Here is a 13,180-nt window from a genome sequence, read left to right on the forward strand (position 1 = left end):
GCATCGCGAGTGCCTGCGGCAGCCGGCGCGCCGTCACCGCCGCAGGCGCGTTACCGCAATAAAAAAGGGGCCTTGCGGCCCCTTCTCATCACGCCGGCGACTGATGTCTCAGTCGCGGCTCATCTGTGCATTGCGCTGACCGGTGGCGGCAGACTTCTCGCCGGCGAACGGATTGAGCTTGCGAATGGCCCAGGGATACTTCGGCCAGTCGCCGGTCAGCCACGGGTGCTGCGGGCTGTTGAGCTCCAGCACGCGGCGTGCGTCGGCGGCCAGGGTCTTGTTGCCCAGGTGGGTGTAGGCCTCGGCCAGCACCGCGACCGCGTCGTATTGGTAGGCGCTCTGCGGATAGGTTTCCAGCAGGTAGTTGGCACGACCGGCCGCCGAGACCCAGGCGTTGCGCCGCAGGTAGTACAGCGCGTTGTCCAGTTCATGCTGGGCGAACACGTCGCGCAGCTCGATCATGCGCTTGCGCGCATCCGGCGCGTATCGGCTGTTCGGATAGCGGTCGGTGACGGTGTTGAAGTCGTTGTAGGCCTGCTGCGGCGAGGACAGGTCGCGACGGCTCGGATCCAGCGACCACACGCGGCGCAGGAACACCGTATCGCGGTTGCTGTTGGCCAGCCCGCGCAGGTAGTACAGATACGAGATGTTGCGATGGGTCGGATAGGTCCGGATGAAGCGGTCGACGCTGGAGACGGTGTCGTCGTGCTTGCCGGCCTTGTACTGGGCATAGGCGGTTTCGATCATCGCCTGCTCGGTGTACGGGCCGTACGGGTACTGGGCGATCAGGCGCTTGTAGCTGGCTTCGGCGCCGGCCCAGTTGCCTTTCTCCATCAGGCCGTGGCCCTTGCCGTAGAGCTGCTCGACCGGCATGCCCTCATCGGGATTCTTGTCCTTGGCGCCGCGGTGGCAGCCGGTGACGACGAACGCCATGACCAGCATGAGGGCAATCAGGCGCGCAGGCGCGGAAAACGTGGACCGTCGGATCATGGGTCTGGGCAGGACGCATCAGGAAAACGAGAGCGCGATGATAGCCTAGTGGCCTGTCCGGCGACTGACTCCCGCCGCCCGGACCGCCAAATTCCCGCTTTTGCCTGAGTGCCCGTGTCCATGTCCGACCCATCTGCCGACCCCCTCGACCCGTCCATCCGCCAGGCCATCGTGCCCGACAACGCCGCTGGACGCCGTTTCGACGCGGTGCTGGCCGAGCTGTTCCCCGAATTCTCGCGCTCGCGCTTGTCGGAGTGGATCAAGTCCGGCGATGCGCTGCTGAACGGGGAAATGGCGCGCCCGCGCGACACCTTGCGCGGCGGCGAGAGCGTGCAGGTGCAGGTGGTGCTGGAAACCCAGACCCACGCCGCGCCGCAGGACATCCCGCTGAGCGTGCTGTACGAAGACGACCAGGTACTGGTGATCGACAAGCCGGCCGGGCTGGTGGTGCACCCGGGCGCGGGCAATCCGGACGGTACCCTGGTCAACGCCTTGCTGTTCCGCGACCCGGCGCTGGCGGCAGTGCCGCGCGCAGGCGTGGTGCACCGGCTGGACAAGGACACCAGTGGGGTGATGGTGGTGGCGCGTACCGTGCAGGCGCAGACCGCGCTGGTGGAACAGCTGTCCGCACGCGATGTGCATCGCCAGTATCTGGCGGTGGTGGTGGGCGCGCTGGTCTCCGGCGGCACCGCCAACGCGCCGATCGACCGCCATCCGCGCGATCGGCTGAAGATGGCGGTGCGCGACGACGGCCGCGATGCGGTCACCCATTACCGCCTGCGCGAGCGCTTCCGCGCACACACCGCGCTGGAATGCCGGCTGGAAACCGGGCGTACCCACCAGATCCGCGTGCACATGGCGCATCTGAAGTCGCCGATCGTCGGCGACCCGCTGTACGGCGGCGCGCTCAAGCTGCCCAAGGGGGCCACCGACGAACTGGTGCACGAGCTGCGCACCTTCAAGCGTCAGGCGCTGCATGCCGAAACCCTGGAATTCCTGCACCCCGTCAGCGGCGAGCCGGTGCGCGCCAGCGCGCCGGTGCCGGCCGACCTGCAGCGGCTGATGACGGCCCTGCGCGAAGACAGCGCACGCGCCGCCGAGCTGGCACGCCGCTGACGTGGCCGCCGCCGCACCCTTCGTGCTGCCGGCCGACTGGCCGGCGCCACCACGCATCCATGCGCTGACCACGCTGCGTCACGGCCTGGGCGGCTCGCTGGCGCCGTTCGACACGCTCAACCTCGGCAACCGCCACAGTGCCGATGGCGACGTGCCGGAGCAGGTGGAACGCAACCGGGCGCTGCTGGTCGAGGCGCTGGCACTGCCCGGTACCCCGCAGTGGCTGCGTCAGGTGCATGGGGTGGAGGTGTTGCGTGTCGACGCGCCCGTGCTCGCGCCCGGCGAACAGCCGCCTGCAGCGGGCACTGTCGCGCCAGGCGCGCAGGAACCGGTCGCCGATGCAGCGGTGACCGCTGTGCCCGGCGTGGTGCTGGCGATCCTCACCGCCGACTGCCTGCCGGTCGTGCTCGCCGCTGCCGATGGCAGCGAAGTGGCCGCCGCGCATGCAGGGTGGCGCGGCCTGGCCGACGGCATGCTGGAGCGCAGCGTGGCGGCGATGCGCACGCCGCCGCAGCAGGTGTTGGCATGGTTGGGGCCGGCAGCGGGGCCGCAGGCCTATGAAATCGGTGAAGACGTGTTCAACGCCTTCGTCGCGCACGATGCGCAGGCGCAACGCGCGTTTGTTGCGACCCGTCCGGGGCATTGGCGGGTGGACCTGTATGCGTTGGCGCGTCAACGCCTGCAGCATGCCGGTGTGCCGGCCAGCGCCATCCATGGCGGCGGGCTGTGCACCATTTCCGAGCCGCAACGCTTCTTCTCGCATCGTCGCGACCGCCGCAGCGGACGCATGGCCACGCTGGCATGGATCGCGCCCTGAGCGTGCCGTTGTTTGCGCAGGTGTTGGGGCAGGACGCGTTCGCGCAGCTGCCTGCGCCGGTGCGCGCGCTGCATTCGGTGCAGCAGCGGCAGACCTTCGCCGGCCGGGCAAGGATTCAACGCGGCACGCATGCGCTGGTCCCGTTACTGGCGCTGTTGAGCCGCTTGCCGCGCAGTGGCGAGGTGGAGGTCGAAGTGGAGTTTCTTGCAGACGCGGCGGGCGAGCGCTGGCATCGGCGGTTCGGCGGCCTGCCGATGCATTCGCGCCTGTGGCGCGAGGGCACGCGCCTGCGCGAACATCTGGGCGCGGTGCGGTTCGAATTCGCGCTGCGCGCCGACGCGCAATCGCTGTACTGGCAGGCCACGCGGGTGTGGGCATTGGGCTGGATCCGGTTGCCTGCGCGCTGGTTCGAGCAGGTGCGTTGCCGCGAGCATGCCGACGCCGGGCGTTACGGATTTCTGGTCGACGTGCACTTGCCGCTGGTCGGCCCGTTCATTCGCTACGAGGGCTGGCTTGAACCACGTTGATCCACCGCTCGCTGACGTGTCTCAGCTGGAGTCGTCTCGGTTGGAGCCTGCTCACTCGAAGCCGTCGCGCGTGGAGCCGCCCGGCCGTCAGCCAGGTGCTGTGCCCGCGACCATCGTGTTCGATGGCGTGTGCCTGCTGTGCAATGGCTGGGTCAGGTTCCTGCTGCGTCATGATCGACGCGGGCGTTATCGCTTTGCCGCAATGCAGGGCCAGGCCGGACGTGCGCTGTTGCAGCAGCATGGGCTGGATCCGGACGACCCGTTGTCGTTTCTGCTGGTGGATGACCGCGGTGCGTGGACCGACAGCGACGCGATCGTGCGGGTGCTGGCCGGGTTGGGCGGCTTCTGGCGGCTGGCCACGGTGTTGCGCGTGGTGCCGCGTCGCGTGCGCGACATCGGCTATCGCCTGATCGCACGCCATCGCTACCGCTGGTTCGGTCGCACCGAGCATTGCATGCTGCCGACACCGGAGCAGCGCGAGCGGTTTCTCGACTAGCGCCCCAGCTAGACGTAGGAGCGCACCTGGGCGCGATGGGGCGTTACCGATAAAGCTTCGTCGCGCCCAGGTGCGCTCCTACGACTGCGCGTTGATTTCTATGATGGCTTGTCGATACGGAGTGCTGTTCGGCCGCGTGCGCTGGATCTGTGGTGGCGGACAGGCACGCCTGCTCGGTGTAGGAGCGCACCTGGGCGCGATAGGGCGTTACCGGGAAAGCTTCGTCGCGCCCAGGTGCGCTCCTACGACTGCGCGCTGATTTCTATGATGGCTTGTCGATACGGAGTGCTGTTCGGCCGCGTGCGCTGGATCTGTGGTGGCGGACAGGCACGCCTGCTTTGTGTAGGAGCGCACCTGGGCGCGATGGGCGTTACCGGGAAAGCTTCGTCGCGCCCAGGTGCGCTCCTACGACTGCGCGCTGATTTCTCTGATGGCTTGTCGATACGGAGTACTGTTCGGCCGCGTGTGCTGGATCTGAGGTGGCGGACAGGCACGCCTGCTCGGTGTAGGAGCGCACCTGGGCGCGATGGGGCGTTACCGATAAAGCTTCGTCGCGCCCGGGTGCGCTCCTACGGTGATCCGTGACGGCGGCTTACGCGGCTGCGTTTTTGAAGCTTGCGGGCGCTGCTCTCGGGTTGCCGCTGTGCGCAGGCTGCAGGCGGAAGATCGACACCGCATCGGCCAGTTCCACGGCCTGTTCTTCCAGGCTGCGCGCGGCGGCGGTGGCTTCTTCCACCAGCGCGGCGTTGCGTTGGGTGACTTCGTCCAGTTGCGCGACGGTGCGGTTGACCTGTTCGATGCCGCTGGATTGCTCGGCGCTGGCGGCGGTGATCTCGCTCATGATGTCGGTGACGTGTTTGACCGAGCCGACGATCTCGCGCATGGTCGCGCCGGCGCGGTGCACCAGGCCCGAGCCCAGTTCGACCTTGTCGGTGGAGTCGGCGATCAGCGTCTTGATCTCCTTGGCCGCATCGGCCGAGCGCCGCGCCAGCGCGCGCACTTCCGAGGCGACCACCGCAAAGCCGCGGCCCTGTTCGCCGGCGCGTGCGGCTTCCACCGCAGCGTTGAGCGCCAGGATATTGGTCTGGAAGGCGATGCCGTCGATGACGCCGATGATCTCGCCGATCTTGCGCGAGGCGGTGCTGATCTGCCCCATGGTGGACACCACATCGTCCATCACCTGGCCGCCGTTGTGCGCGACTTCGCCGGTGCCCACTACCAGCCGGTTGGCCTGCAGCGCGCTGTCGGCGTTCTGCTTCACGGTGGAGGTGAGCTCCTCCATGGAGCTGGCGGTTTCTTCGAGATTGGCGGCCTGTTGCTCGGTGCGCTCGGACAGGTCGGCGTTACCGGCGGCGATTTCCACCGCCGCGCGGCGGATCGTGTCCGATGCGATCTGGATGTCGCCGATGATCTCGGTCAGCCGGGTCACGGTCTGGTTGGTGTCGTCGCGCAGGCGCGCGAAGATGCCGTGCGCATCACCCTCCACGCGTTGGGTGAGGTCGCCTTCGGCCAGTGCACCGATCACCCGCGCCAAGGCGGCCAGGTGGGTTTCCACCGAGTCGTAGATGCGGTTGATGCCCTGCGCCAGCGACAGCAGCACGCCGTCCATGCCGTCGATCTGCATGCGCCGGCTGAAATCGCCGGCCGCGGCGGCATCGATGATCTGGATCAGCGCCTGCTCGGCGTTGACCTGCGCGGTGACGTCCATCCACTGCGCGATGGTGCCCAGCTTGGTGCCGTCGGCGGCAATGATCGGGCTGTAGACGAAGTCGATCTGGCGGCCGAAGAACGGTGCGCGCACCGCCTTGGAGGCGGTCAGCGCACGCATGCGGTCGATCGCGGCCTGGCTGTCGGGATAGATGTCGCCGATGCTGCCGCCGACGAAGCCTTCGGCATGGAAGCTGGGGCGGAAGCTCTGCACATCCGGCTCGATCAGCTTGAGCATCGCCAGCAGTTTGCGGTTGGCGAACAGCACCTGGCCGTCGTCGTCGGCGATGCGGATCATGGTGTCCAGATCGTCCAGCGCCTTGATCACGAACTGGCCGTGGCGCAGCCCCTGTTCCATCACATCGAGACGGATGGCCAGCTTGTCCTGGGTCGCCTGCAGGGCGTGCAGCAACGGCGCGAGTTCGCCGGAGGCGGTGCGCAGATCCAGGCGCTGAAAGCGCCCTTCACCGATGGCGGTCACCGTGCCGATCGCCTGTTGCAGTTGCGCCACACCGCGACGGCGTGCCCACCACCACAGCCCGGCACTTGCCGCGCCCAGTACCAGCAGCGCCGGCAGCAAGCGGCCCAAGCCGGTCCAGACACCGCCGGGCAGCAGCGTGGCGGCGTAGAGCGTCAGCAAGCCCAGCAGCCCGATCTGTGCAGCGGCAGGCAGCCATGCGGCCGTGCTGGCACGCGCAAGGTTCCGGCCGGAAGGCGGGCGGGAGACGGCGGTGGCATCGGGTGAGGGCGACATAGGCTGAGTCCAACTGAGTGATTCGGAGTGGGGAGCGGCGTCCTGCGCTGCATGGGCTGCTATGGGGTATCGGCGGCCGAGCCCGAATCATGACGGCGTGAAATCACCGTTCGTCGGAATCTGCCGACCAGACCCCCGAAAACACCGATGTAGTTGATTTGGAAGCGGTTTCAGTACGTCCCGATGTGCTGCGAAACCGTGATTTGCAGCCGGATACCGGTCTTGCAATTGTAAATTTCACGTGAAATATTGGCGGGCTTCGTAAACACTTCGTAGACCTCGACGCCACGCAGTCCGATCGCATGCACGCCACCAAGACTGGCCAGCGGCGCCATCGGTGCAACGCGACGAACACGCATCGAAGCGCGGGGAATCGGGAGTGGGGATTGGGGAATCGGGCGCGCCATCAATCCAGCCCAGCCCTGAAAGACGACAGAAAAGCGCTTTTCCCATTCCCGAATCCCGATTCCCGATTCCCCAAAAAAAAACCGGCCATCTCACGATGACCGGTCTATCGATACCTAACTAGCTGACGCTACACCGGCTTACTTCGCCGGCTTGGCGCCCGCGTCGTCGGGCAGCGCCCAGGCGATCACGCTGTCGCCCGACTTGGTTTCCATGCGGTCGTGTCCACCCACGGCGGCCACGATGTACTGCTTGCCGTCGATGGTGTAGCTCAGCGGAGCGGCCTGCGGGCCGGCCGGCACGCGGGTCTCCCAGACCTGCTTGCCGGTGCGGGTGTCGAAGCCGCGCATGAAGTCGTCCAGGGTCGCGCCGATGAAGGTCACGCCGCCGGCGGTGGCCAGCGAGCCGCTGTTGTTGGGCGTGCCGATCTCGAACTTGGTCTTGGACGGGATACCCATCGGGCCCTGGTCGTAACCGGTGCCCAGCGGACGCCGCCAGATCACCTGCTGGGTGCGCAGGTCCACGCCGGAGATGTAGCCCCACGGCGGTGCCACGCACGGCGTGTTGAGCGGCGACATCCACGGCTCCTTGCGGGCGCCGTAGGCCAGGCCCTTCTGCGCCATGTAGCCGGGCGTCTTGCTCTTGCCGTCGAACACCGACACCACGCCCAGCTCATTCATCTTTTCGCGGGTGTAGACCTGCAGGGTGTAGGGCAGGCGATTGCTGTTCATCACCATGATGCCGCGCTGCAGATCGACCGAGACGCCGCCCCAGTTGATGCCGCCGTGATTGCCGGTAAAGGCCAGCGAGCCCTGCAGGGTCGGCGGGGTGAACATGCCTTCGTAGCGCAGCTGCTTGAACTGGATGCGGCAGGCCAGCTGGTCGAACGGGGTCATGCCCCAGGCGTCGGATTCGACGATGGTTTCATACTCGCGGCTCGGTGCGCCCACGGTATTGGGCATGCCCGGCGAGATCGGCTGCGTGGCCGCGGTCCAGTCGCCGTGATCGGTGCCCTGCGGCACGGCGATCTGCTTGACCGGCATGAGCGGCGCACCGGTGGCGCGGTCCAGCACGAACACCTGGCCGGACTTGGTGGCCTGGATCACCGCAGGACGGGTAGCGCCGCCGGCGACCGGCCAGTCGACCAGGTTCGGCTGCGGGCCGATGTCGTAATCCCACAGGTCGTGGTTGACGGTGCGGAAGTGCCAACGCTCCTTGCCGGTGGCCGCATCCACGGCAACCAGCGAGGCGGTGTATTCCTCATCCTGCGGGGTACGGCCCTTGCCGAAGAAATCGCCCGAGGCATTACCGGTCGGCAGATAGACCAGGCCCAGCTCGTCGTCGGCGGCCATCAGCGACCACACGTTCGGGGTGGAACGGGTATAGGTCTGCCCGGCCGGCGGCTCGGCGGTGATCGCCGGGTTGCCCAGGTCCCAGGCCCAACGCAGCTGGCCGGTGAGCGCATCGAAGCCGCGCACCACGCCCGACGGCGCATCGCCTTCCTGGCCGTCGCGCACCTGGCCGGTGGGCTGGATTACCACGCCGCGCATCACTACCGGTGGCGAGGTCGGGCCGACAAAGCCCGGCTTGGTGTTGCCGGTGCCGGCATTGAGATCGACAAAGCCGTTGTTGCCGAAGCTGGTGCACAGCTTGCCGGTCTGCGCGTCCAGCGCGCCGAGGCGGCCATCGACCATCGGCCAGAAGATCCGCGTCGGGCACTCGGCGGTGCCTTGCGGCGCCTGGTAGTACGACACGCCGCGGCAGGTGGTGGCGGCAACGCCGGCCATCGCCTTCGGATTGGTCTGCGGGTCGAAGCGCCAGCGCTCCTTGCCGTTGGCCGCTTCCACCGCGATCACCTTCTGGGTCGGGGTGCAGATGTAGAGCAGTTCGCCGACCTTGAGCGGGGTGTTCTGGAAGGCGTAGCCCAGCTTGGAGCCGGCCGGCTTCAGATCGCCGGTATGGAATTCCCAGGCCACCTTCAGGTTCTTGGCGTTTTCCGGGGTGATCTGCGCACCGGGGGTGTAGTGGTTGGACAGGTTGGAGCCGGCGTACGAGGTCCAGTTGCTGGCATCGTGATTGGCCGCGACGTTGCCGTCCGGGCTGGGCACGTTGGCGCGGCTGAACGGCGTCGCGTTCTCGGCCGGCAGCTTGGAGGCATCGGCCAGTTCGACATTGCGCGGCACCAGCAGCGGCCACAGGATCAGCGTCGCGCCCAGAATCGGCAGCACGCCGGTCACCAGCACATAGCCCAGTCCCGACAGCGGCTGCATACGGCGGCGGGCCACGCCCCAGAACGGCAGCAGCACCAGACCCAGCACCGACATCCAGGCCAGACGCGGGACCAGGCCCCAGCCATCCAGGCCCACTTCCCACAGCGCCCAGGCGATGGTGGCCGCCAGCGTGGCGCCGAACAGCCACAGGCCGGCACGCTTGCCCAGCGCCAGCAACACGCCGGCCAGGAACAGGCCGATGCCTGCCAGCAGGTAATACCAGGAGCCACCGACGGCGACCAGGCGGCCGCCCTCGTAGGCAAGCACCGCACCGAGCACGGCGATCACCACGGCATAGACCACCAGCAACCAGGTGCCTAGTCCACGTTTTGAGGATTGATCAGTCATTTTGAGATGTCAGGAAGGACCCAGGCACCGGCAGGCGGTGGCGAGTCGTGGAGGGAGCAAGATCACAGGCTGGCAAAGGGCGGCCTTGGATCCAACAAAAACGTCCTAAAGCAGAACGTCCGGATATGAACGCGCAGCCCCTCCCAGGGTCCTCAGCGCTACTCATGCGGATATTTTAGACCGCAATGACGCTTGTGTCCGTGATGGAATGAGAACCAACGTTCCAGGCCATGCGGTTGAGGCGCTGAAATTGCTCAAATTCGATATGGCTGGAGATTGCTGCAGGCGTCAGTCGGTGTTTGGTGCATTCGTGCGCCGCGACAAATGCAGGATCCTGCAGTAGTTCTATAGAGTTATTGACTCAAGTGGTGAGGCGGGGATGTGGCATTCGGGAGTGAAGATTTGTAGAAGCTGGGAATTTGCGCTTCGGACATTTCCACTTGTACGTGCACGCGTACCCTCATCCGCCCTTCGGCCCCCTTCTCCCGAGGGGAGAAGGGGGGCGCTGCCGGTGCGCAGCGCGTCTGTGCTGATAGCGTGGTGCTGGCAGCCTGCGTTGCGGACACCGGAGTCAGATATCTGCAAGTGCCTGCAGGTAGCGCTGGCGCCAGTGATTGATGTTGTTCTTGCGCAGATGATCCATCATCGCGCTCCAGCGTTCGATGCGTGTTGCCAGCGGCATGCTTGCCGCAGTGGCGATCGCGTCGGCTACGCCGTCCAGATCGTGCGGATTGACCAGCAGTGCCTCTTTCATTTCGTCCGCTGCACCGGCCAGCAACGACAGCACCAGGACGCCCGGATTCTGCGGATCCTGCGCCGCGACGAATTCCTTGGCGACCAGGTTCATGCCATCGCGCAGTGGCGTGACCAGGCCGACCGAGGCTGCGCGATAGAAACCGGTCAACGTCGCATGGCTGAAGTTCTGATTGACGTAACGCAGCGGCGTCCAATCCGGCTCGGCATGTCCACCGTTGATGTGGCCGGCGATCTGCTCCAGCTGCCCGCGCAACTGGCGATACTCGTTGACGTCGCCGCGCGATACCGGCGCGATCTGCAGATAGGTCAGGCTGCCGGATTGGTCCGGATAACGCTCCAGATAGCGCTCGAAACCCTGGAAGCGTTCCGGCAGGCCCTTGGAATAATCCAGCCGGTCCACGCCGATCGCCAGTTGCCGGCCGCGCAGGCTTTCGCGCAGGTCGCGCACCGCCTGCTTGCCGACCGAGGCCTTGGCCTGGTTGGCGATCAGGTCGGTATCGATCCCGATCGGGAACGCCGCGGCACTGAAGCGACGCCCGCCGGGGCCTTCGACGATGTCGCCGTCGAGAATGCGGCCACCGCCGAACAGACGCACATAGGCCTTGAAGCGCTCGGCATCGCGCTGGGTCTGGAAGCCAACCAGGTCGTACGCATAGAACGTGCTGAACAAGCGCGCGTGATCCGGCATCGCCTGCATCAGGTCGGCCGAAGGCATCGGCACGTGCAGGAAGAAGCCCATCTTGCAGCCCACACCCAGCTCGCGCAGCATCGCGCCCAGCGGAATCATGTGGTAATCGTGGATCCACAGCGTGTCGCTGTCTTTCAGCAACGGCGCCAGCTTCTCGGCGAACAGCCGGTTGACGCGCATATAGCCTTCGCGGGTGGCGCGGTCGTAATCGACCAGGTCCAGGCGGAAGTGCAGCAGCGGCCACAGCGTGCGATTGGCGAACCCGTTGTAGTACGAATCGATGTCGCGCTTGTTGAGGTCCATGGTGACGAACTTGATGTCGCCCTCGGTCTGTTCGTGCATGCCGCCGCTGTCGCCGCGGACGGTCTTGCCGCTCCAGCCGAACCACACACCGCCGCGCTCCTTGAGCGCAGCCAACAGACCAACCGCCAGCCCGCCGGCGCGGTTTTCGCCGGGCACTGCAACGCGGTTGGATACCACCACCAAACGACTCATGACGCCTCCTGCCAGCTCCGCGACAAGCGCATCGCTGCGATGATCAAGCCCACATGCGAATAGGTCTGGGGGAAATTCCCCCAGGCTTCGCCGTCTTCAAACGATAGGTCCTCCGACAGCAAGCCGAGGTGATTGCGGCGCGAGAGGATGCGCTCGAACAATTCACGCGCTTCCTCCTTGCGGCCGATCGCGGCCAGCGCGTCGATGTACCAGAACGTACAGATGGTGAAGCTGGTTTCCGGCTCACCGAAGTCATCCGGTGCGATGTAGCGATACAGCGCATCGCCATGCTTGAGCACGCGGCCGACCGCTTCGACCGTGCGCACGAAGCGGCTGTCGTCGTTGGCGACGATGCCGATATCGGCCAGCAGCAACAGCGATGCGTCCAGGCGATGACCGCCCAGCGTATCGGTGAAATGGCCGCGCTCTTCGCTCCAGGCCTCGCCCAGCACGCGTTCGCGGATGGTGTCGGCGCGCTCGCGCCAGTACACGCTGCGCTCGGGCAGCACCAGCCGGTCGGCGATCTTGGAGAGGCGATCGCAGGCGGCCCAGCACATCGCGGCGGTATAGGTATGCACTTCAGCGCGGCCGCGGAATTCCCACAGGCCGGCATCGGGCACGTTGTGCAGCGCGAACGCGCGCTCGCCCAGTGGCTCCAGGCGGCGGAAGGTGTCCGCATCGCCCTGATCCTTCAGGCGAAGATCGAAGAACAGTTGGGTGGACGCCAGCACCACGCTGCCGTAGACATCGTGCTGCTGCTGGATCCAGGCCAGGTTGCCGCGGCGTACCGGGCCCATGCCGCGGTAGCCGTCCATCGTTTCGACTTCGTGCTCTTCCAGCTGCGATTCGAAACCGATGCCGTACAGCGGCTGCATGGTGCCGTCGGCGGTGGCGATGTTGAAGATGTAGCCGATGAACTGCTCCATCGTGCGGGTGGCGCCCAGGCGATTCAGCGCACGCACCACGAATGCGGCGTCGCGCAGCCAGCAATAGCGGTAATCCCAGTTGCGCGGGGTATTGGGTGCTTCCGGGATCGAGGTGGTCATCGCCGCGATGATGGCGCCGCTGTCTTCGTACTGGCACAGCTTGAGCGTGATTGCGCTGCGGATCACCGCTTCCTGCCAGTCGAGCGGAATCGACAGGTAGCGCACCCATTCGCGCCAGTATTCTTCGGTGCGTTCCTGCGCTTCCTGCACGTAGCCGGTGAGCGAGCGGGTCAGCGATTCGTCCACGCCCAGCACCAGGTTGACCGGGTGGCTGAGCACGAACGGCAGGCCGTCGCGCACGAAGCGTACCGGCACGTCGGTGGTCAGGCGCAGGGTGAATTCGGGCAGCACCCAGCGGATGTGATTGCTGCCCCAGGTGGTTTCCGGGCTGCGCCCGCCCCAGTCGGCCAGCGGGCGGGCGCGCACGATGATGCGCGGGTTGCCGGCCAGCGGGCGGATCTGCCGGATGATGCTGACGGGCCGGTAGAAACGCCCGTTATTGCGCCAGCGCGGTGCGAAGTCGATGACTTCCACTTCGCCGCCGTGGTGGTCGCGCAACACGGTGCGCAGCACAGCGGTATTGGGCAGATAGTGTTGCTCGCTGCTGGCGAAGTCCTCCAGCTCCACGGCAAAGTCACCGCCTTCGCGCTTGGGCGAGAGCAGCGAACAGAACGCCGGGTCGCCGTCGAAGGCCGGCAGGCAACTCCACACCACGCGTGCCTGCCGATCGACCAATGCCCCAAAGCTGCAGTTGCCGATGACGCCCAGATCCAGGTTTGGCTCGGTCATGGAGTGCGAACGATCCTTTTGAAGAAAAGAGGGGAA

Annotated in this window: 10 protein-coding genes; 4 read left to right on the plus strand and 6 right to left on the minus strand. The window is 66.4% G+C overall.

The window, feature by feature from the left end; all coding sequences use genetic code 11:
* Positions 1-108: 108 nt before the first annotated feature.
* Entirely contained in the window at positions 109-990 is an 882-nt protein-coding gene (locus GGR73_RS09765) for an outer membrane protein assembly factor BamD (protein WP_024939405.1), read from the minus strand.
* A 120-nt stretch (positions 991-1,110) separates the two neighbouring features.
* Here GGR73_RS09765 and rluD point away from each other — a divergent pair, with 120 nt between their 5' ends.
* From rluD to GGR73_RS09785, 4 genes are all read left to right on the plus strand, one after another.
* Positions 1,111-2,106, plus strand: coding sequence for a 23S rRNA pseudouridine(1911/1915/1917) synthase RluD (rluD, locus tag GGR73_RS09770; protein ID WP_054592204.1), 996 nt, complete (start codon positions 1,111-1,113; stop codon positions 2,104-2,106).
* Between the two features lies 1 nt (position 2,107).
* The gene (gene pgeF, locus GGR73_RS09775; RefSeq protein ID WP_184456715.1) at positions 2,108-2,923 is read left to right on the plus strand and encodes a peptidoglycan editing factor PgeF; all 816 of its coding nucleotides are present in this window, start codon (positions 2,108-2,110) and stop codon (positions 2,921-2,923) included.
* Positions 2,924-2,925: 2 nt separating this feature from the next.
* The gene (locus GGR73_RS09780; protein WP_179465334.1) at positions 2,926-3,450 is read left to right on the plus strand and encodes a DUF4166 domain-containing protein; all 525 of its coding nucleotides are present in this window, start codon (positions 2,926-2,928) and stop codon (positions 3,448-3,450) included.
* 70 nt (positions 3,451-3,520) lie between these two features.
* On the plus strand, positions 3,521-3,946 hold the full coding sequence (locus GGR73_RS09785; RefSeq protein WP_166767399.1) for a thiol-disulfide oxidoreductase DCC family protein: 426 nt from the start codon (positions 3,521-3,523) through the stop codon (positions 3,944-3,946).
* Positions 3,947-4,538: 592 nt separating this feature from the next.
* On the opposite strand, the gene GGR73_RS09790 is transcribed toward GGR73_RS09785, so the two are convergent.
* The 5 genes from GGR73_RS09790 to GGR73_RS09810 form a co-directional block, all read right to left on the minus strand.
* Positions 4,539-6,407, minus strand: coding sequence for a methyl-accepting chemotaxis protein (locus GGR73_RS09790; RefSeq protein WP_184456717.1), 1,869 nt, complete (start codon positions 6,405-6,407; stop codon positions 4,539-4,541).
* 170 nt (positions 6,408-6,577) lie between these two features.
* Entirely contained in the window at positions 6,578-6,766 is a 189-nt protein-coding gene (locus GGR73_RS09795; protein ID WP_184456720.1) for a hypothetical protein, read from the minus strand.
* Between the two features lie 186 nt (positions 6,767-6,952).
* Complete coding sequence (locus GGR73_RS09800) at positions 6,953-9,391, minus strand: glucose/quinate/shikimate family membrane-bound PQQ-dependent dehydrogenase (protein WP_172641715.1); 2,439 nt, start codon at positions 9,389-9,391, stop codon at positions 6,953-6,955.
* A 610-nt stretch (positions 9,392-10,001) separates the two neighbouring features.
* Positions 10,002-11,369 carry an alpha,alpha-trehalose-phosphate synthase (UDP-forming) gene (otsA, locus tag GGR73_RS09805; protein ID WP_024939412.1) on the minus strand — a complete coding sequence of 456 codons (1,368 nt, stop codon included), beginning with the start codon at positions 11,367-11,369 and terminating at the stop codon, positions 10,002-10,004.
* The gene (locus GGR73_RS09810; RefSeq protein ID WP_039525842.1) at positions 11,366-13,144 is read right to left on the minus strand and encodes a glycoside hydrolase family 15 protein; all 1,779 of its coding nucleotides are present in this window, start codon (positions 13,142-13,144) and stop codon (positions 11,366-11,368) included. Before GGR73_RS09810 ends, otsA begins: the two co-directional genes overlap by 4 nt.
* Positions 13,145-13,180: the final 36 nt, after the last annotated feature.

This window comes from Xanthomonas sp. F14, assembly GCF_014199865.1.